The sequence below is a fragment of the Streptomyces sp. NRRL F-6676 genome (assembly GCF_000725625.1).
Classification (GTDB): domain Bacteria; phylum Actinomycetota; class Actinomycetes; order Streptomycetales; family Streptomycetaceae; genus Streptomyces.
Genome location: NZ_JOHS01000064.1, coordinates 1 through 18,946 on the forward strand (window position 1 = coordinate 1; position 18,946 = coordinate 18,946).

Consider the following 18,946-nt stretch of genomic DNA (forward strand, 5'->3'; position numbering starts at 1 on the left):
CCACCCCCCTACGCTTTCCCCTCCCCGCGGGCTTCGCCCCGGCCCCCTGAATCCGCTGAACCCCCTGAACGCCCTGAAGGACCGGACTCAGATCGCTCAGATCGCCAGATCCTTGATGATCTTCGCCACGTGGCCCGTCGCCTTGACGTTGTACAGGGCGCGTTCGACCTTCCCCTCCTCGTCCACGACAACCGTCGACCGGAGGACGCCGACGACCGTCTTGCCGTAGAGCTTCTTCTCGCCGAAGGCGCCGTACGCCTCCAGGACCCGCTTGTCGGGGTCGGCGAGGAGAGTGACCTTGAGGGACTCCTGCTCGCGGAACTTCGCCAGCTTCTCCGGCTTGTCGGGCGAGATGCCGATGACGTCGTAGCCGGCGCCGGCGAGGAGTTCCAGGTTGTCCGTGAAGTCGCAGGCCTGCTTGGTGCAGCCGGGGGTCAGGGCGGCGGGGTAGAAGTAGACGATGACCTTGCGGCCCTTGTGGTCGGCGAGGGAGACCTCGTTGCCGTCGGCGTCCGGCAGGGTGAAGGCGGGGGCGGGGTCGCCGGGCTGGAGTCGCTCGCTCATGGATACCTCACTGGGGGCGGGGCAGATGGGGTGGAAGGTGTGGTGTGACAGGTCGTGCGCCTCCGAGCCTAATCGCCTCCCGTCCGCCCCGGCCGTCCGCCCATCGGGGGTGCCGTGGGGTGCGTTCGCCCGGAAGCTGACAGACTGTCGACCAGCACACTTCGCGACGACCACGGAGGAAACGCGGTGGCGGACACGCCGAGCACGCCGGACACCAGGACTCCGGCACAGATCGAGGCGGACATCAGGCGCCGCCGCGAAACCCTGGCCGAGACACTCGACGAGATCGGCGTCCGGGTCCACCCCAAGACGATCGTCGGCGACGCGAAGGCGAAGGTCGCCGCGCAGGTCGACCACACCCTCGGCCGCGCCTACGTCGGGGTGAACCGGGCCGTCAGCGACGTGAAGGCCCAGTTCGTCGACGAGGAGGGCGCGCCGCGCCTGGAGCGCATCGTGCCGGCCGCGCTGGTGGTGGCAGGGGTCGTCGGCCTGCTCGCCCTCGGTCTGCGCCGGGACTCGTCCCCGGCGGCCCGCCGCCGGCGCAAGCACTGACCCGACTGCGGACTCCCGGGCGCCGGGCAGGTAGGTTCGTGGCGTGAGCGAGAAGACCCACGACGACAACCACGACAAGCTGCCCATCCGGATGCTGCACGACCGGGTGCTGGTACGGCAGGACACCGCCGAGGGCGAGCGCCGCTCGGGCGGCGGCATCCTGATCCCCGCGACGGCGGCCGTCGGCCGGCGCCTCGCCTGGGCCGAGGTCGTCGCGGTCGGACAGAACGTCCGCACGGTGGAGCCGGGCGACCGCGTCCTGTACGACCCCGAGGACCGCGCCGAGGTCGAGGTCCGCGGCACCGCCTACGTCCTCATGCGCGAACGCGACCTCCACGCGGTGGCCGCCGACCGCTTCGAGGGCTCGGAGGATTCGACGGGGCTGTATCTGTAGCAGACCCAGCGAAGGGGCCGGCGACAAACGTCGCCGGCCCCTTCGCCATGCGGCTCACGGCTCTCTCGACTTCGCTTACCACCGCATCCGCACCCTGCTCGCGTAACCGCCAGGCGCACAGATCGTTACTCCATACGAGTCGCTATTTCGTACGAGTCCGCCACAGGTGATCGAAAGGGGGGGAGTCATGCCGGTGAGCCGATATACGCGGGAAGTCCTGGCTGATGCGGCAGCATCGTCCAGGACGCTTTCCGAAGCACTGGTGATGCTGGGAGTCGATCCCAAGGGCCGCTCGCGTCGTTATCTGCACGATCGGATGCGCACACTCGGAGTGGACACGTCCCACTTCGAACGCGAAACGGGAACGCGATGGACCAGAGAGATCCTTGAACCCGCCGTGGCCGCGTCCACAAGTGTCAACGGTGTGCTGCGACACCTGGGGATCGACGTTGTGGGCGGCCACCACACGAACATCAGCCGCCGAATCCAGGCCTACGGGATCGACACCTCTCACTTCCGCAGGGAAGCCCGAGCCGACATCCCGAAACAGCGCCGAGCCCCCGGACAGTTGCTGATCGAACAGATCTCTCCCCATGCCCGGCGTGTGCCCGGTGAGCGGCTCAAGCGAGCCATGATCGAGCTGGGCGCGGACGAGCGGTGCGCCGCGTGCGGAACCGAGCCGGTCTGGCGCGGCCGCCCCCTGCCACTGGAGGTGGACCACGTGGACGGCGATTGGCGCAACAACCGCCCGGAGAACCTGCGGCTGCTCTGCCCCAACTGTCATTCGGCCACTGACACGTACCGAGGCAGGAAAAAGGGACGGGCAGCGTGAAACAGACGGCACGCTACACGAAAGAGATCCTCACGGAGGCGGCAGAGAACTGCTCGAACATCGACGAGGTCATCACTTACCTCGGTGTGCGCTCATACCACCAGCTCCGCCGCCACTTGTTTCGAAGGTTCGAACATTTCGGCATCGACGTCAGCCACTTCACGCGATTCGAACGAGGACCCCGCTCATGCCCGAAGCCGTCCCGAAGCGAACTTCTCACGGCCGTGACAGCAGCGTCATCGATCGCGGGCACGCTACGGGAACTGCGGTTGTCCGACACCGCCTCGGTCCGCAAGCGGTTCCATGAATGGGTCGCGGAATTCGACATCGACACCTCGCACTTCCTGGGGCAAGCTCACCAGCGTGGAAAACCCGGTCCAACCCCTCGCAAGAGAGCTGTCGACGTTCTGGTGCAACACGACGGCAAACGGCGCACAAAGACCGCCCTGCTGCGCCGGGCCCTCCTTGAGGCGGCTGTGCCCGAACGGTGCGACGAGTGCGGAACGCCGCCCGAATGGCACGGGCGTCCCATGACGTTGGAGATCGACCATGTCAACGGCGACTGGAGCGACGACCGGCGCCCGAATCTGCGGTTCCTGTGCCCCAACTGCCATGCGGTCACCAGGACATGGTGCCGGGGCGGTCGCCGCAGAAGTACGTAGTGGCCCTTCGCCCACCCCCGGCCGGCCCAGCCAGTAGAGTGGGCACGGTGCGGGCGCCCGTACTCCAATGGGCAGAGAGGCTAGTCTTAGATACTAGATGTTGTCGGTTCAAGTCCGACCGGGCGCACCGAAGAGGGAGCGGACACCACGACGTGGTGTCCGCTCCCTCTTTCACGACAGCGTCAGCCCAGCAGTTCCCGTACCGCCGGGACCAGGGCGCGGAAGGCCTGGCCGCGGTGGCTGATGGCGTTCTTCTCGTCGGCCGTCAGTTCGGCGCAGGTGCGGGTGTCGGCGTCGGGCTGGAGGATCGGGTCGTAGCCGAAGCCGTTGGTGCCGGCGGGGGCGTGGCGGAGGGTGCCGCGGAGTTGGCCCTCGACCACGCGTTCGGTGCCGTCGGGCAGCGCGAGGGCGGCGGCGCAGGCGAAGTGGGCGCCGCGGTGGGGGTCGTCGATGTCGCCGAGCTGGGCCAGGAGGAGATCCAGGTTGGCCTGGTCGTCGCCGTGCCGGCCGGCCCAGCGGGCGGAGAAGATGCCGGGGGCGCCGCCGAGGACGTCCACGCACAGCCCGGAGTCGTCGGCGACCGCGGGCAGCCCGGTGGCGCGGGCCAGGGCATGCGCCTTGAGCAGCGCGTTCTCGGCGAAGGTGACGCCGGTCTCCTTGACGTCGGGCACCTCGGGAAAGGCGTCGGCACCGACGAGCTCGTGCGGAATCCCGGCATCGGCGAGAATCGCGCGCAGCTCGGTGATCTTCCCGGCGTTACGGGTGGCGAGGATCAGGCGGGTCATGCGCCCAGTATCGCCGGTGCCCGGGGAGCGCCGCGCAGGCCCGCCCCCGTCCGCTCACCCGCAGCGCGGTGTCACGGCGTGCAGACCTTCGTCAGTTCGCCCGCCGCGTCCGTCACCGGGCTGACGTCGGGTGTCTCGTCGCCGTTGCGGACGGCCGTGCGGACGTTCGACACGGCGTCGCGCAGATCGTCGACCGCCTTGTTGACGTCCGCGTCGTCCGTCTTGTCGCCGATCTTGTCCAGGTTCTTCTCTATCGCGTCGAGCGACTGGTCGGTCTGCGTCGGGTCGTTCGCCGCGTTCTCCACGGCCTGCTGGAGGTCGGTGACGCTGTCGGCGATGGCGTCGGCGGTCTGGACGCAGTCCAGCGCCTTGTTCACCGCGTCGCAGCCGACCGCGGCCGGTACGGCGACGAGTACGGCGGCAACGGCGAACGCTGCGGTACGGCGGCGGTGGCGGCGCGCGGCCATGGAAGGTCCTCCCCGTGAACATGAGTGCGTACATGCCTGAGCATGCCCACACCTGCGTGGCCGGGCGCACGGCCGGAAGACCGTACGCCCATACCGTTAAGAACGCGCCCGCTCAGTCGGCGGTTGCCTCCAGGGCCGCGCGCTGGGCGGCGGCCAGCTCGTCGCACCCGGCGACCGCGAGGTCCAGCAGCGCGTTGAGCTCCTTGCGGTCGAACGGCTCGGCCTCCGCCGTGCCCTGGACCTCGACGAAGCGGCCGTCACCGGTGCAGACCACGTTCATGTCGGTGTCGGCGCGGACGTCCTCCTCGTAGCAGAGGTCGAGCAGCGGGACGCCGCCGACGATGCCGACGGAGACGGCGGAGACGGTGCCGGTGAGCGGCTTGCGGCTGGGCTTGATCAGCTTCTTGGTGTGCTGGGCCCAGGTGATAGCGTCGGCCAGCGCGACGTACGCGCCGGTGATCGCGGCGGTGCGGGTGCCGCCGTCGGCCTGGAGGACGTCGCAGTCCAGGACGATGGTGTTCTCGCCGAGCGCCTTGTAGTCGACGACCGCGCGCAGGGAGCGGCCGATGAGCCGGGAGATCTCGTGCGTACGGCCGCCGATCCGGCCGCGGACCGACTCGCGGTCGCCGCGGGTGTTGGTGGCGCGCGGGAGCATCGAGTACTCGGCGGTCACCCACCCCTCGCCACTGCCCTTGCGCCAGCGCGGCACGCCCTCGGTGACGGAGGCGGTGCACAGCACCCTGGTGTCGCCGAAGGCGACGAGCACGGACCCCTCGGCGTGCTTGCTCCAGCCGCGCTCAAGGGAAACGGGACGAAGCTGCTCGGCCGCACGGCCGTCGATACGAGACATGGGAGGAGCCTAGCGGGACCGGGCCGCTCGAAGGGGCGCGGGGAACCGCGCGACGGGGGTCCGGGGGCGGAGCCCCCGAGGGACGGGAAGGGCGGGGCGGAGGGGGCGAGAACACCGCCCCGCCCCTGCCCCTCCCGCGCCACTCACATCAGGTCTTCGATCTCCGCCGCGATCGGGTCCGCGTCCGTTCCGATCACGACCTGGATCGCCGACCCCATCTTCACCACCCCGTGCGCCCCCGCCGCCTTCAGCGCCGCCTCGTTGACCAGCGACGGGTCGTGCACCTCGGTCCGCAGCCGCGTGATGCAGCCCTCGATCTCCTCGATGTTCTCGATCCCGCCGAGCCCGGCGACGATCTTCTCAGCCTTGGTGGCCATGTCCACTCCCTGCGTGCGCTGGCGCTGATGCGGCGTACTGGTCTACACCACGCGGACCACGGTAGCCGACCCGGGTAGCGGGCGACGGCCCAAGGGAGCCGTACGGAGCGTGACATTCCGGCAGCGGAAATCGCGGGTTCCTTATGCGGACCTCATCTGCTACAACAGGTCTACACCACTGAGTGGTGTAGACCACCACCGATGGAGGACGTATGACCACCGCCACCGCGACGGCGGCCCCAGCGAAGAAGCGGGGATCGGGCCTGTTCCAGGGCCTGCAGAAGGTCGGTCGCAGCCTACAGCTCCCGATCGCCGTGCTGCCGGCGGCCGGCATCCTGCTGCGACTGGGCCAGCCGGACGTGCACGACAAGCTGCATCTGCCCGACAAGGTGACGGCGGTGTTCGCCACGGCGGGCGGCGCCCTCTTCGACAACCTGCCGATGCTGTTCTGCATCGGCGTCGCGATCGGCTTCGCCAAGAAGTCGGACGGTTCGACCGCGCTCGCCGCGCTGGTCGGCTTCCTGGTCTACAGCAACGTGCTGAAGGCATTCCCGGTGACCGAGGCCAAGGTCACCAAGGGCGCGGACGTCGCGGCGACGTACAACAACCCCGGGGTGCTCGGCGGCATCCTGATGGGTCTGCTGGCCGCCGTGCTGTGGCAGCGTTACCACCGCAAGAAGCTGGTGGACTGGCTCGGCTTCTTCAACGGCCGCCGGCTGGTGCCGATCATCATGGCCTTCGTCGGCACGATCATGGGCGTCTTCTTCGGCCTGATCTGGAAGCCGATCGGTGAGGGCATCTCCAACTTCGGCGAGTGGATCACCGGTCTCGGCGCCGTCGGCGCGGGCCTGTTCGGTCTGATCAACCGTGCGCTGATCCCGGTGGGCATGCACCAGTTCGTGAACACCGTCTCCTGGTTCCAGATCGGTGACTACAAGGACGCGACGGGCGCGGTCATCCACGGTGACCTCAACCGCTTCTTCGCCGGTGACCCGACCGCCGGACAGTTCATGTCGGGCTTCTTCCCGATCATGATGTTCGGCCTGCCGGCCGCCGCGCTCGCCATGGCGCACGCCGCCCGTCCCGAGCGCCGCAAGGCCGTGATGGGCATGATGGTCTCGCTCGCCCTGACCTCGTTCGTAACCGGTGTGACCGAGCCGATCGAGTTCGCGTTCATGTTCATCGCCCCGGTGCTGTACGTGATCCACGCGGTGCTGACCGCCCTGTCCATGGCGATCACCTGGGCGCTCGGCGTCCACACGGGCTTCACGTTCTCCGCGGGCTTCATCGACTACGCGCTCAACTGGAACCTGGCCACCAAACCATGGCTGATCATCCCGATCGGTCTGGTGTTCGCGGTGATCTACTACGTCGTCTTCCGGTTCGCCATCGTCAAGTTCGACCTCAAGACCCCGGGCCGCGAGCCCGAGGAGGAGGTCGAGGACCTCACCAAGGCGTGAGGCCCGGCCCCACGGCACGACGACGCCGTACGCGTACGGCATGACGCGGGCCCCGGAACCCTGTCGCAGGGTTCCGGGGCCCGTCCGTGTACGGAGCCGGCCGGCCGTCAGATCTCGTACGTCGCGCCCGGCGCCGCCAGTTCCGTCGGGCCGGGGAAGACCTCGCGGGCGTCGGTGAGGTTGACGTGGGGGTCCGTCCACGGGGGGATGTGGGTGAGGACCAGGCGGCGGGCGCCGGCCCGGGCCGCGCTCTGGCCGGCCTCGCGGCCGTTGAGGTGCAGGTCCGGGATGTTCTCCTTGCCGTGCGTGAACGCCGCCTCGCACAGGAACAGGTCCGTGTCGTGGGCGAGTTCGTCCAGCGTCTCGCTGACACCGGTGTCCCCGGAGTACGTCAGCGAGCGCCCGCCGTGCTCGACGCGGATGCCGTACGCCTCCACCGGGTGCCGCACCCGCTCGGTGTGCACGGTGAAGGGGCCGATGTCGAACGTGCCCGGCTTGACCGTGTGGAAGTCGAACACCTCGCTCATCGAGGAGGCGGACGGGGTGTCGGCGTACGCCGTGGTCAGCCGCTGTTCGGTGCCCTCGGGGCCGTAGACCGGGAGGGGGGCGCAGCGGCCGCCGTCGTGCCGGTAGTAGCGCGCGACGAAGTACGCGCACATGTCGATGCAGTGATCGGCGTGCAGATGACTGAGGAAGATCGCGTCGAGGTCGTAGAGACCGCAGTGGCGCTGCAACTCGCCCAGGGCGCCGTTGCCCATGTCGAGGAGCAGCCGGAAGCCGTCGGCCTCTACGAGGTAGCTCGAACAGGCCGATTCCACGGACGGGAACGACCCCGAGCAGCCGACGACGGTGAGCTTCATGGAGCCGGAACCTCCGCGTGGCGTGGCGTGCGGGCAGGGGGACGGAAGGGGGGTCGTGCGGTCCGTCGAGCGTAAGGCGCGAAAGGGTGGGCCGCTCCTCCGCCAGGGGCTGTTGTGGGCGAACTCACCTGTGGTGTCACGCGTTCGGCTGGAACCGCGGCACGGGGCTGACGGCCGGGCGGGGACGGCGCCGGCGTCGTACTGTCGTGTGCATGGACACGTCCTGGTGGCTGGCGCTCGTGGCGGTGGTGCTGCTGGCCTTCGTCGCGGCACTGGTGGACGGGTGGGGGCGCCGGGGCCGGCGCCGTCCGCCGCGGAGCGCGCGGCCCGGGAGCCGCGGGGCGGCCGGCGAGCGGCCCCGCCCGGCGGAGATCTGGTGGGCGGACGTGCCCCCCGACGACGGCGCGGAGGGCGACCTGCCCTGCCTGGTGCTGGCGGTGCGCGGGGACCGGGCGGTGGTGGCCCGCATCACGAGCCGGTACCGCGAGGAGCGCACCGGCGTGATCCCGCTCCCGCCGGGCACGGTGGGCGACCCGCGGGACCACCCGCGCTTCCTGGAGACGGACGAACTGCGCGACGTCCCCCTGTGGGACTTCCGCCGCAGGGTCGGCGCGGTGGACCCGGCGCTGTGGGACCAGGTGCGGTATCTGGCGGGCTGAGCACAGCGAACAGCCTCGCGCCCCTGCGCAAGGGGCCGCGAGGCCGTGTGTGGTGACGTGGGCGCGGTCGGCGGGCCGCCGCGCGAGCCCCTACGCCCAGAGCTGGCCGTGCAGGGTTTCGATGGCCGCCTCCGTCGTCTCGGCGGTGTAGACGCCCGTCGAGAGGTACTTCCAGCCGCCGTCGGCCACGACGAAGACGATGTCGGCGGGCTCGCCCGCGGTCACCGCCTTCTTGCCGACGCCGATCGCCGCGTGCAGCGCCGCGCCCGTGGAGACGCCCGCGAAGATGCCCTCCTGCTGGAGCAGCTCGCGGGTGCGGGTGACCGCGTCGGCGGAGCCGACCGAGTAGCGCGTGGTGAGCACGGAGGCGTCGTACAGCTCCGGTACGAACCCCTCGTCGAGGTTGCGCAGGCCGTAGACGAGGTCGTCGTAGCGCGGCTCGGCGGCGACGATCCTGACGTCCGGCTTCTGCTCGCGCAGGAAGCGGCCGACGCCCATCAGCGTGCCGGTGGTGCCGAGCCCGGCGACGAAGTGCGTGACGGAGGGCAGGTCGGCGAGGATCTCGGGGCCGGTGGTGGCGTAGTGGGCGCCCGCGTTGTCGGGGTTGCCGTACTGGTAGAGCATGACCCAGTCGGGGTGCTCGGCGGAGAGTTCCTTGGCGACGCGGACCGCGGTGTTGGAGCCGCCGGCCGCCGGGGAGGAGATGATCTCCGCGCCCCACATGCCGAGCAGGTCCCGGCGCTCCTGGGAGGTGTTCTCCGGCATCACGCACACCATGCGGTAGCCCTTGAGCTTGGCCGCCATGGCGAGCGAGATGCCGGTGTTGCCGGAGGTCGGCTCCAGGATGGTGCAGCCGGGGGTGAGCCGGCCGTCCTTCTCGGCCTGCTCGATCATGTGCAGGGCGGGCCGGTCCTTGACCGAACCCGTCGGGTTGCGGTCCTCGAGCTTGGCCCAGATACGGACGTCGGCGGACGGCGAGAGCCGCGGCAGGCGCACCAGAGGGGTGTTGCCCACCGCGGCCAGCGGGGAGTCGTAGCGCATCGGCTCGGCGGCCGATCAGCGCATGCCGCCGGCCACGGCCGGCAGGATCGTCACGTTGTCGCCGTCGGTGACCTTGGTGTTGATGCCGTCGAGGAAGCGGACGTCCTCGTCGTTCAGATACACGTTGACGAAGCGGCGCAGCTGCTCGCCGTCCACGATGCGGGCCTGGATGCCCGGGTGGCGGGCATCGAGGTCGGTGAAGAGGGCGGCGAGGGTGTCCCCGTTGGCCTCCACGGCCTTCTGGCCGTCGGTGTACGTGCGGAGGATGGTCGGGATGCGGACCTCGATGGCCATGGTGGCGGCTCCTGTCGGATGAGTGGGGTCGGTGGGCGCGCAGCGGTGCCGCGCCGCGGGCTCACGGCCGTACGGCGGCAGGGAACGTCAACAGATGGCGCTGTTCAGCCTGCACAGATCGACGTGCAGCCGCGCCACGAGCAGCGTGCTCGGCGTCTTGTCGCTCACGTCGTTCAGAACCATGCGGTCATCGTATCGATTCCCGCCCTGTTGCCCGGAGTGTGATCCCAGAGTTCGGACGATATTCAACCGAGGGGTGAGATTGGTGAGATCGGGGACGGTGTCCGCCGGGTCTGCGGTCGGTTCGCCGGGTGTGCGGGTGTGCGGTCGGTTCGCCGGGTGCGTGAGTGGTCTCAGTACGCCGTGACGACCTGGACCTCCTCCTCGGTGACCTCTCCTTCCACGATGCGGAACGAGCGGAACTGGAACTCGCCGGCGTCGTCGGTGTCCGCGGTGGAGACCAGGACGTAGTGCGCGTGCGGCTCGTTGGCGTAGGAGATGTCGGTGCGCGAGGGGTAGGCCTCGGTGGCGGTGTGCGAGTGGTAGACGATCACCGGCTCCTCGTCGCGGTCGTCCATCTCGCGGTAGAGCTTGAGCAGGTCGCCGGAGTCGAACTCGTAGAACGTGGGCGAGCGGGCCGCGTTCAGCATGGGGACGAACCGCTCGGGGCGACCGGAGCCGGCGGGTCCGGCGACCACGCCGCATGCCTCGTCGGGGTGGTCCTGGCGGGCGTGGGCCACGATCCGGTCGTAGAGCTCCTGGGTGAGGGTCAGCATGCGGCCAGCATAGGCAACGGGCCGCCGCGTACCGAGGGGTGGTACGCGACGGCCCACATGCCGGACGGTGGCCGGGTGCCGCCGTCACCGCGGAGCGGAGTGGGGCGGGGCGGGGCGGCTCGGCCCGGGCGCTCAGCCCACGCGCTCGGTCGCCGGCTCCGGTTCGCGGCGCGCGGTGACCTCGGGGCTGCGGGCCTTGAGGACCGCCCAGCCGATGCCGAGGGCGACCGCCCAGACGGCCATCACGTACAGACAGATCCTGGAGTCCTTGTCGTAGGCGATCAGGCCGGTGACGAAGAGCAGGAACGCGATGGCGACGTAGGAGAACGTCGCGCCGCCCGGCGCCGGGAAGGAGGAGGCGGGCAGCCGGCCGGCGTCCACGGCCCGGCGGTAGCGGACATGGCTGACGAGGATCATCAGCCAGGTCCAGATGCCGGCGGCGGTGGCGACGGAGGTGACGTAGCCGAACGCCTTTTCCGGGACGACGTAGTTGAGGACCACGCCGATGGCCATGAAGGCGGTGGAGACGGTGATGCCGAGCGCGGGCGTGCGGGTGCTGGACAGCCGCTGGAACACGCGGGGCGCCTCGCCGTTGTCGGCGAGGGTGCGCAGCATGCGGCCGGTGGAGTACATGCCGGAGTTGCACGAGGACAGCGCGGCGGTGAGCACGACGAAGTTGACGATGCCGGCGCCGGCCGGGATGCCGATGACGGCGAACGCCTTCACGAAGGGGCTGACGTCCGCCCCGAACTCGGTCCACTTCACCACGGAGAGGATCACGGCGAGGGCGCCCACGTAGAAGAGCGCGATGCGCCAGGGCAGGGTGTTGATCGCCTTGGGCAGCGTCTTCTCCGGGTTCTCCGACTCGCCCGCGGTGACGCCGACCAGTTCGACGGCGAGATAGGCGAACATCACGCCCTGGAGGGTCATCAGGGAGGAGCCGATGCCCTTGGGGAAGAAGCCGTCGAACTCCCAGAGGTTGGAGACGGCGGCGGTGTCGCCGGCGGAGCTGAAGCCGAACGTGAGGACGCCGACGCCGATCACGATCATGCCGATGAGCGCGGTGACCTTCACCATCGAGAACCAGAACTCGATCTCGCCGAAGAGTTTCACCGAGATCAGGTTGGCCACGAAGAGGACGACGAGGAAGACCAGGGCCGTCACCCACTGGGGGATCTGGGGCCACCAGTAGTTGACGTAGATGGCGGCGGCGGTCAGCTCGGCCATGCCGGTGACCACCCACATCAGCCAGTACGTCCAGCCGGTGAAGTAGCCGAAGAAGGGGCCCAGGAATTCGCGGGCGTAATCGGCGAAGGAGCCGGAGACGGGACGGTAGAGGAGGAGCTCGCCCAGGGCCCGCATGATGAAGAAGATGACCGTGCCGGCGAGCGCGTACATCAGGATGAGGCTGGGGCCGGCCTTCTCGATGTTGGCGCCCGCCTTGAGGAAGAGGCCGACTCCGATCGCGCCGCCGATGGCGATCATCTGGACCTGGCGGCTGCCGAGGCCGCGCTGGTAGCCCTCCTCGGGGGTGCCGTCGGGGGGCGTCGCCCCCGGCGCCGTCTCCGCCGCCGTCTTTCCGTCGCGGCCGCGATCGTCTTCGCCGTGCCTCTTGCCGACCTGCGCAGAGGTCATGTGTGGTGCGCCTTTCTCCATGTCGATCACGGCCTGGCGTCGGCCGTGGATCGGGTCTCGATCCCCCCCGGATGCGATGGAGCGGTGCCGTGCCGGCGGTCTGCCGGGCGGGTGGCGCCCCCGGCGGGCGTGGGTGGGCCTGCCGGGCGGTCGTGAAGATCTATCACGGTTGCGATTGTGATCGAGGGGGGTGGATGTGGCGCGGTGCACAGGGAGAACGGGCGTAACGGGGGTGGGGGCGGGCGAAACGGGCGGGGTGGTTGACGGGATCGTTATGCGGATTTGAGCGACCGCTGAGCGAACGCGGTGGGGTTCGGGTGGGGGTCCGGGGTGGGTGTGCCGGGGCCCCGACAGGGGCGGGCCGCCCTTACGGGAGCAGCGTCGTGACCAGCGTTTCCTGGAGGCCGCCCAGCCACAGGTACGCCATCACCATCGGCTTGCGCGGGTCCTCGTCGGACAGCCGGTAGAGAACCTCCGCGTCGTCCTCGTCCGCGATCTCCAGCCGCGCCCCGATCGCCAGCCGCAGATCGTTCAGCGCGCGCAGCCACTGCTGCGACTCCTCCGGTGTCAGCTCCAGCACCGCCCGCCCCCGCGCCACCGTCAGCCGGTCGAGCGTCCGCACGATCACCAGTGCGTTGTCCCGCTTGCCCGCCCGCAGGTCGTTCTCGGTGAACCGCCGGAACTCCGACGAGTACGCCCGCCGTTCCTCCGCCTCCGCGGCGGAGGCCGGCTCGCCCTCCGGGTCGCCGTACGCGTCCGGGAAGAGCCGTCTGAGCACCGGGTCGGACGGCGGCTCGCTCGGCCCCTCGGCGAACAGTTCGGCGAGCGGGTCCGCCGAGTCGTCCTCGGCCGGCCCGGGCCCGATCAGTTCCAGGAGCTGGACCGCCAGCGACCGGATGATGGAGATCTCGACCTCGTCGAGCGCGACGGTCGCGCCGCCGCCGGGGAGCGGTTCGAAGTGTCCGGGCATGGAGTCCGTCAGGGTCCGTTCGCTGGAGCGTGCAGTAGGGGGAGAAGGAGCAGCGGCCGTCCGGCGGCTACTTGCGGTCCTGTTGCAGCGTGGCCCACAGACCGTAGCCGTGCATGGCCTGCACGTCGCGTTCCATCTCCTCGCGGGACCCGCTGGAGACCACCGCCCGGCCCTTGTGGTGGACGTCGAGCATGAGTTTGGTGGCCTTGTCCTTGGAGTAGCCGAAGTACGTCTGGAAGACGTACGTCACATAGCTCATGAGGTTGACCGGGTCGTTGTGGACGATCGTCACCCAGGGCAGGTCGGGCTCGGGTACGGCGAACGTCTCCTCCGCCGACTCGGTCTTTTCGATCTCTAGGGGTGCGGCAGCCGTCACACGCCCCATGCTGCCACCCCAGGGGGTCACTCGCATAAACGGGCCCGGACGGGACGTGACGAGAGCGACCCCGACCTCAAATCGTCAGTCTGACGAGATGGAGGTACGATCATCCACCATGCCGCATATCCCGGGGGACAACCCCCGGACCCCCGGCCGCTGCCGGGGTGCCCGACGCATCATGGCAAGGAGAGCTTCGGTGAACACAGCGGACCTAGGGCTGCCGGTGGACGTTCCCTCGACGGCGCTCTTCACGGATCACTACGAGTTGACGATGTTGCAGGCCGCACTGGAGGCCGGCACCGCGGACCGGCGGTCGGTGTTCGAGGTCTTCACCCGGCGGCTGCCCGAGGGGCGCCGCTACGGCGTCGTGGCGGGCACCGGCCGCGTCCTGGACGCGGTGGAGAACTTCCGCTTCGACGCGGACGTCCTGCGCTTTCTGCGCGAGCGCCGGATCGTGGACGAGAAGACCCTCGACTGGCTGGCCGGCTACCGCTTCGCCGGTGACGTCTGGGGCTACCCCGAGGGCGAGGTGTACTTCCCCGGCTCGCCGATCATGCGCGTGGAGGGCTCCTTCGGCGAGTGCGTGCTCCTCGAGACGGTGATCCTCTCCATCCTCAACCACGACTCCGCGATCGCCGCCGCCGCCTCCCGGATGGCCTCGGCCGCCGGGGACCGCCCACTGATCGAGATGGGCGCCCGGCGCACCCACGAGCTCGCCGCCGTGGCCGCCTCGCGCGCCGCGTACGTCGGCGGCTTCGCCACCACCTCCGACCTCGCGGCCGGCTTCCGGTACGACATTCCGACCGTCGGCACCTCCGCGCACGCCTTCACCCTGCTCCACGACAACGAGCGCGACGCCTTCCGCGCCCAGGTCGACTCCCTCGGCCGGGGCACCACGCTGCTCGTGGACACCTACGACGTCACCGAGGCCGTACGGCTGGCGGTGGAGGTCGCCGGGCCCGAGCTGGGCGCGGTGCGCATCGACTCCGGCGACCTGCTCCTCGTCGCCCACCGGGTGCGGCAGCAGCTCGACGAGCTGGGCGCCCACGACACGAAGATCATCGTCACCTCGGACCTGGACGAGTACGCCATCGCCTCGCTCGCCGCCGCCCCCGTGGACGGGTACGGCGTCGGCACCCAGCTGGTGACCGGCTCGGGCCATCCGACGGCGTCGATGGTCTACAAGCTGGTCGCGCGCGCCGAGTCGGACGACCCGAAGGCGCCGCTGGTGCCGGTGGCGAAGAAGTCCAGCGGTGGCAAGACGTCCATCGGCGGCCGCAAGTGGGCCGCGCGGCGCCTGGACGCGTACGGGGTGGCCGAGGCCGAGGTGATCGGCACCGGGCCCGTCCCGGCCGAGCTGGCCGACCGGCAGCTGCTGGTGGAGCTGGTCAGGGGCGGGCAGGTCGTCGGGCGCGAGCCGCTGGACGCCGTGCGGGACCGGCACGCGGCCGCGCGGGCGGGGCTGCCGCTGTCGGCGACGCAGCTCTCGCGCGGGGAAGCGGTCATCCCGACCGAATACGTGTGAGGGGCCGGCCGCGTACGTGTGGAAGCCGGCCACGTATGTGTGAGGGGTCGGCCGCGTACGTGTGAGGGGCCCGCCCCCTCCCCCTGCGGCCCCTGAGTCTCTACGCTCGGAACAATCCCGTCGACCCGAAGGACACCGACCATGCGCCGCGCGCTGATCGTCGTAGACGTGCAGAACGACTTCTGTGAGGGCGGCAGCCTCGCGGTGGCCGGCGGGGCCGACGTGGCCGCCGCGATCACCGAGCTGATCGCCCAGGCCCCGGCTCCGGCCGGGTACCGGCACGTGGTGGCCACCCGCGACCACCACATCGCACCCGGGGGCCACTTCGCCGACAACCCCGACTTCGTCCACTCCTGGCCCGCGCACTGTGTGGCGGGTACGGAGGGGGTGGGCTTCCACCCGAACTTCGCTCCGGCGGTCGCCTCGGGGGCGATCGACGCCGTGTTCGAGAAGGGGGCGTACGCGGCGGCGTACAGCGGGTTCGAGGGGACGGACGAGAACGGGGTGGGGCTCGCGGAGTGGTTGCGGGAGCGGGAGGTCGCCGAGGTGGACGTGGTGGGGATCGCCACGGATCACTGTGTGCGGGCGACGGCGCTGGACGCGGCGCGGGAGGGGTTCCGTACGCAGGTGCTGCTCGATCTGACGGCGGGGGTCGCCGCCGAGACGACCGAGCGGGCGCTGGATGAGCTGCGCGCGGCGGGCGTCACCCTGACGGGCAAGCCGGTGGTGGCGTAACGCGGGTTTTCTTCGCCCCCGCCGCCCCTGCCCCTCCCTTGAAGGGGCTCCGCCCCTTGGACCCTGGGGGGATGGGGGTGGGTGGGTTCGTTGGCGGGTGCGGGTGCGTCGTGGCTGGTCGCGCAGTTCCCCGCGCAGCTCAGACCCCCGGGCGCCCCCGGCTTGCAAGGGGCGCGGGGAACTGCGCGAGAGGCGGAGCCCCCCGGTTACAAGCGGGCCGCCGGGCGGCGCAAGAGCGCGCGGATGGGGTGCCAGAGTTCGGGGGTCGCGGGCCCGACCCCCGGTGTCGTACGCCACACCAGCCCATCCGGATGGTGCAGCACCGCCGTGATCTCGTCCGGCGTCGGCGGCGCCGCGTTCCCCCGCAGATACACCGCCCGCATCCCCAGATTCCGCAACCGCGTCAGCGCCCGCGCCCGGTTCACCGCGTGCACCAGCACCCGCACCCCGCCCGGCGGCATCGCCCCGGAGGCCGCCCCCGGCGTCTCCGCCGGACTCGGCAGGTTCAGCGCCACGACCACATGGCCGTTCGGCAGCTTGCAGAAACCTCCTGCGGCCATGCAGTCACACCTCCACGAAGACCGGCGTCAATAAGCAGCTCACAGCACGCACCTAAACACGATCGGCCGCGACCCGCCAGGGGGTCGCGGCCGATCACGCTCTGACCTGCACTAACGCCCGTTTACTTGTGGGAGCGCCCCACCTCGACCGTGATCGTCGAGCCGTCGTGCGGGGCCCGGACGATCCGGATCGTCGTGTGGGTGTCAGTGATCTTGACGCCGCCGGTCGGGTTGGCGGTGTCGTAGTACGTGCTCGCCCCGTCGTCGAACACACGCACGCCCTTCTGGGAGGGAATCCGCGTCGCCTTGTCCGCGGAGTGCAGCGTGAGCGCGTCGGTGCGGGCGGTGGTGAACGTGGAGTCGTACGACTGGACGCGGTTGCGCATCAGGGTGCCGTCGTTCCACTTCAGCGCCTTCGGGTGGGCGTCGACCGGGAGGATCAGGCCGGTGCCCGCGTGCTGCGTGGTGTTGTTGTCGGGCTGGGAGGTGTCCCACTTCCAGATCAGCAGACCGTTCTGGTACGGGTAGTGCTCCACCCAGTCCGGACGGGTCGTCGAGAAGCCGAAGTTGTACGGGCCGGTCTTCAGCGTGGTGTCGTACGACACGTACTGGCGGTTCTCGGCGATGTAGTACTGCGCGTAGTCCTTGGTGAAGTCCGCGCCGATGCGGGAGAAACCGTCGGCGGTCCAGGCGGCGTCCGCGGACTCGGCGTCGTCGGAGAAGACGGTGGCGCCGTCGGCCGTGACCGCGATCTCGTCGGCCGCGAAGCCCTTCTGGGCCACGCCGCCGTCGGTCTGGTAGCGGAAGCGGAGCTGGATCTTCTGGCCGGCGTAGGAGTCCAGCGGGAAGGTCAGCTTCTGGTAGGCGTCCACGGAGCCGGTGAGGGCCGGCTTGTCGCTGGCGTCCCGCGGGATGGCGGTGCCGTCGGCCAGGGTGCCGTCCAGGGCGGTCCAGTTGGAGCCGTCGGTGGAGACCTCGGTGTACAGGTAGTCGTAGCCGTTCTCGATGTCCCACCAGCCGTCGAGGGTGAGGGACGCGGCGGACTTGCCGGTGAGGTCGACGCTGCGGGTCAGCGAGTTGCGCAGGTCGTTGCCCTGGCCGCTCCACCACTGGGTCGAGCCCTGCGCGGGCGGGACGACCTCGGTCTTGACCGCCTTCTCGGGCAGCGTGACCACCAGGGCCTGCTTGTTCCTGGTGTTGTACTCGGCCAGGCCCAGGGTGTGCCGGGACTTGGTGGCGGCCTTGGCGGTCGCGTAGTCCAGCCAGCCGAGCTGGAGCTTGTCCCAGGCGTTCATGTCGCCGGGCAGGTCACCGATGGCCTGCTTGCCGGTGCCGAGCCAGGAACCGGAGGACATCAGGGTCCAGAAACCGGTGGAGTTGTCGCCGCCGTTGGTGTCGTACTCGTCCGGCAGGCCGAGGTCGTGGCCGTACTCGTGGGCGAAGACGCCGAGTCCGCCGTTCTCCGGCTGGATGGTGTAGTCGCCGACCCAGATGCCGGTGTCGCCGACCTGGGTGCCGCCGAGCTTGTTGTCCGCCGGGCCGGTGGCGCCGGCGTCGGTGCCGAAGGCGTACCAGCGGTGGGCCCAGATGGCGTCCTCGCCCTGCGCGCCGCCGCCGGCGGACTCGTCCTCGCCGGCGTGCACGAGCTGGAAGTGGTCGATGTAGCCGTCGGGCTCGTTGAAGTCGCCGTCGCCGTCGTAGTCGTAGCGGTCCCACTGGTCGTACTGGGCGAGGTCCGCCTTGATGTCGGCGGCGCTGCGGCCCTGCGCCTCCTGGTCGGCGACCCAGGCGTTGACGCCGTCCTGGACCGCGTTCCAGGCGCACTGGTCGCAGGAGTTGGAGCCGTAACGGGCCTCGTTGTAGGGGACCTTGACCCAGTCGGTGACCTCGCCGTCGACCGAGTAGCGGCCCGAGGACTGCTTCTCGTAGTACTTCTTCAGCGACTCGGTGTTCTTGCCGGTGCCGAAGTACAGGTCCTGGAAGTGCTGCTGGTTGTAGTCGGCCTGCCAGGCGGTGCTGTTGTCCTTGCGGCGGTCCGGCGCGGCGATCTGGTTGTGCAGCGGGCCGGCGGTGCCGCCGTAGCGGCTGTCGACCTTGTCGCCGAACTCGACCAGGATGGTGAAGATCTTGTCGGTCTTCTCCCGGCCCAGCTCGACGTACTTGCTGTCGCCCTTGCGGCCGTGCAACTGCACGACCTGCGAGCCGTCCCGGTCCTTGACCTTGGCGTCGCCGGACATGACCTGGTCGAGCGCCTCGGCGCGCTGAGCCTTCTGGGTCTTGCTCATGGGCCCGTCGAGGTCGTGCGCACGGGCGTTCACCGGCTGCGGGTCGTGCCGGTCGACGGCCGGGGCCGGTGCCTTGTCGGCGGCCTGGGCGACGGCGAACGTGGAGTACGTCGCGGTCGCGGTCGCGAGCGCGACGAGGGTCGTCGCCGCTCGATACGTCCAGGGTCTGCGTATCACTTGATGTCCTCCCCTGACGCGTCCGGTGCGCGGAGGGGGGCCTTTGGGGACGGGGTTCCCGTCGAGGGTCCGCGCGCGGTATACGCGTGTAGTCAAGTGACGAACAT

The 18,946-nt window shown here is 70.1% G+C and carries 22 protein-coding genes, 1 tRNA gene and 1 pseudogene; 9 read left to right on the top strand and 15 right to left on the bottom strand.

Translation table 11 applies throughout. The features are described from left to right. Positions 1-96: 96 nt before the first annotated feature. Positions 97-564: a thioredoxin-dependent thiol peroxidase gene (gene bcp, locus IO29_RS27560; protein ID WP_030382779.1), complete on the bottom strand. Its 468-nt coding sequence runs from the start codon at positions 562-564 to the stop codon at positions 97-99. Positions 565-750: 186 nt separating this feature from the next. On the opposite strand from bcp, the gene IO29_RS27565 reads away from it, so the two are divergent. From IO29_RS27565 to IO29_RS27580, 5 genes are all read left to right on the top strand, one after another. Beyond that, complete coding sequence (locus IO29_RS27565; protein WP_030382780.1) at positions 751-1,116, top strand: DUF3618 domain-containing protein; 366 nt, start codon at positions 751-753, stop codon at positions 1,114-1,116. 91 nt (positions 1,117-1,207) lie between these two features. Further along, positions 1,208-1,510: a GroES family chaperonin gene (locus IO29_RS27570; RefSeq protein WP_051707732.1), complete on the top strand. Its 303-nt coding sequence runs from the start codon at positions 1,208-1,210 to the stop codon at positions 1,508-1,510. Between the two features lie 187 nt (positions 1,511-1,697). Then, a complete protein-coding gene (locus IO29_RS27575; protein WP_037840608.1) occupies positions 1,698-2,342 on the top strand; it encodes an HNH endonuclease signature motif containing protein in 645 nt (214 codons plus the stop codon). Then, positions 2,339-3,004, top strand: a complete 666-nt coding sequence (locus IO29_RS37070) for an HNH endonuclease (protein ID WP_078618528.1) — start codon at positions 2,339-2,341, stop codon at positions 3,002-3,004. Before IO29_RS27575 ends, IO29_RS37070 begins: the two co-directional genes overlap by 4 nt. 53 nt (positions 3,005-3,057) lie before the next feature. Next, a tRNA-Leu gene (locus IO29_RS27580) sits at positions 3,058-3,131 on the top strand. Between the two features lie 55 nt (positions 3,132-3,186). Here the strand turns inward: IO29_RS27580 and rdgB are convergent. The 4 genes and pseudogenes from rdgB to IO29_RS27600 form a co-directional block, all read right to left on the bottom strand. After that, positions 3,187-3,789, bottom strand: a complete 603-nt coding sequence (rdgB, locus tag IO29_RS27585) for an RdgB/HAM1 family non-canonical purine NTP pyrophosphatase (RefSeq protein WP_030382782.1) — start codon at positions 3,787-3,789, stop codon at positions 3,187-3,189. A 71-nt stretch (positions 3,790-3,860) separates the two neighbouring features. Beyond that, entirely contained in the window at positions 3,861-4,256 is a 396-nt protein-coding gene (locus tag IO29_RS27590; RefSeq protein WP_030382783.1) for a prefoldin domain-containing protein, read from the bottom strand. 112 nt (positions 4,257-4,368) lie between these two features. Next, positions 4,369-5,106, bottom strand: a complete 738-nt coding sequence (gene rph, locus IO29_RS27595; protein ID WP_030382784.1) for a ribonuclease PH — start codon at positions 5,104-5,106, stop codon at positions 4,369-4,371. Between the two features lie 143 nt (positions 5,107-5,249). Beyond that, positions 5,250-5,504, bottom strand: a pseudogene (locus IO29_RS27600) (glucose PTS transporter subunit EIIB); the annotation flags it as partial. A 191-nt stretch (positions 5,505-5,695) separates the two neighbouring features. Between IO29_RS27600 and IO29_RS27605 the strand changes: the two are divergent. Beyond that, positions 5,696-6,943 (top strand): PTS transporter subunit EIIC, encoded by a 1,248-nt coding sequence (locus IO29_RS27605; protein ID WP_030382786.1) that lies wholly within the window; start codon positions 5,696-5,698, stop codon positions 6,941-6,943. 107 nt (positions 6,944-7,050) lie between these two features. Here the strand turns inward: IO29_RS27605 and IO29_RS27610 are convergent, their stop codons facing one another. After that, positions 7,051-7,803 (bottom strand): MBL fold metallo-hydrolase, encoded by a 753-nt coding sequence (locus IO29_RS27610; RefSeq protein WP_030382787.1) that lies wholly within the window; start codon positions 7,801-7,803, stop codon positions 7,051-7,053. Positions 7,804-8,015: 212 nt separating this feature from the next. Here IO29_RS27610 and IO29_RS27615 point away from each other — a divergent pair, with 212 nt between their 5' ends. Further along, entirely contained in the window at positions 8,016-8,462 is a 447-nt protein-coding gene (locus IO29_RS27615) for a type II toxin-antitoxin system PemK/MazF family toxin (RefSeq protein WP_030382788.1), read from the top strand. 90 nt (positions 8,463-8,552) lie between these two features. Here IO29_RS27615 and IO29_RS27620 read toward each other — a convergent pair whose 3' ends face one another. The 7 genes from IO29_RS27620 to clpS form a co-directional block, all read right to left on the bottom strand. Continuing rightward, positions 8,553-9,503, bottom strand: coding sequence for a PLP-dependent cysteine synthase family protein (locus IO29_RS27620; RefSeq protein ID WP_030382789.1), 951 nt, complete (start codon positions 9,501-9,503; stop codon positions 8,553-8,555). A gap of 15 nt (positions 9,504-9,518) precedes the next feature. Further along, positions 9,519-9,797 carry a MoaD/ThiS family protein gene (locus tag IO29_RS27625; protein WP_030382790.1) on the bottom strand — a complete coding sequence of 93 codons (279 nt, stop codon included), beginning with the start codon at positions 9,795-9,797 and terminating at the stop codon, positions 9,519-9,521. 87 nt (positions 9,798-9,884) lie between these two features. Then, positions 9,885-9,980: a putative leader peptide gene (locus IO29_RS40255; RefSeq protein WP_324608187.1), complete on the bottom strand. Its 96-nt coding sequence runs from the start codon at positions 9,978-9,980 to the stop codon at positions 9,885-9,887. Positions 9,981-10,150: 170 nt separating this feature from the next. Continuing rightward, positions 10,151-10,573 (bottom strand): M67 family metallopeptidase, encoded by a 423-nt coding sequence (locus IO29_RS27630; protein WP_030382791.1) that lies wholly within the window; start codon positions 10,571-10,573, stop codon positions 10,151-10,153. 132 nt (positions 10,574-10,705) lie between these two features. Continuing rightward, positions 10,706-12,208 (bottom strand): amino acid permease, encoded by a 1,503-nt coding sequence (locus IO29_RS27635; RefSeq protein WP_030382792.1) that lies wholly within the window; start codon positions 12,206-12,208, stop codon positions 10,706-10,708. Positions 12,209-12,575: 367 nt separating this feature from the next. Continuing rightward, entirely contained in the window at positions 12,576-13,178 is a 603-nt protein-coding gene (locus tag IO29_RS27640) for a DUF2017 domain-containing protein (RefSeq protein WP_030382793.1), read from the bottom strand. Positions 13,179-13,245: 67 nt separating this feature from the next. Beyond that, entirely contained in the window at positions 13,246-13,563 is a 318-nt protein-coding gene (gene clpS / locus IO29_RS27645) for an ATP-dependent Clp protease adapter ClpS (protein ID WP_030382794.1), read from the bottom strand. A gap of 190 nt (positions 13,564-13,753) precedes the next feature. Here clpS and IO29_RS27650 point away from each other — a divergent pair, with 190 nt between their 5' ends. Both IO29_RS27650 and IO29_RS27655 read left to right on the top strand, forming a co-directional pair. Further along, entirely contained in the window at positions 13,754-15,082 is a 1,329-nt protein-coding gene (locus tag IO29_RS27650) for a nicotinate phosphoribosyltransferase (protein WP_030382795.1), read from the top strand. Positions 15,083-15,223: 141 nt separating this feature from the next. After that, positions 15,224-15,817 carry an isochorismatase family protein gene (locus IO29_RS27655; RefSeq protein WP_030382796.1) on the top strand — a complete coding sequence of 198 codons (594 nt, stop codon included), beginning with the start codon at positions 15,224-15,226 and terminating at the stop codon, positions 15,815-15,817. Between the two features lie 206 nt (positions 15,818-16,023). Here IO29_RS27655 and IO29_RS27660 read toward each other — a convergent pair whose 3' ends face one another. Next, positions 16,024-16,377 (bottom strand): hypothetical protein, encoded by a 354-nt coding sequence (locus IO29_RS27660; protein WP_030382797.1) that lies wholly within the window; start codon positions 16,375-16,377, stop codon positions 16,024-16,026. 122 nt (positions 16,378-16,499) lie between these two features. Continuing rightward, positions 16,500-18,839 (bottom strand): immune inhibitor A domain-containing protein, encoded by a 2,340-nt coding sequence (locus IO29_RS27665; RefSeq protein ID WP_030382798.1) that lies wholly within the window; start codon positions 18,837-18,839, stop codon positions 16,500-16,502. Between the last annotated feature and the right edge of the window lie 107 nt (positions 18,840-18,946).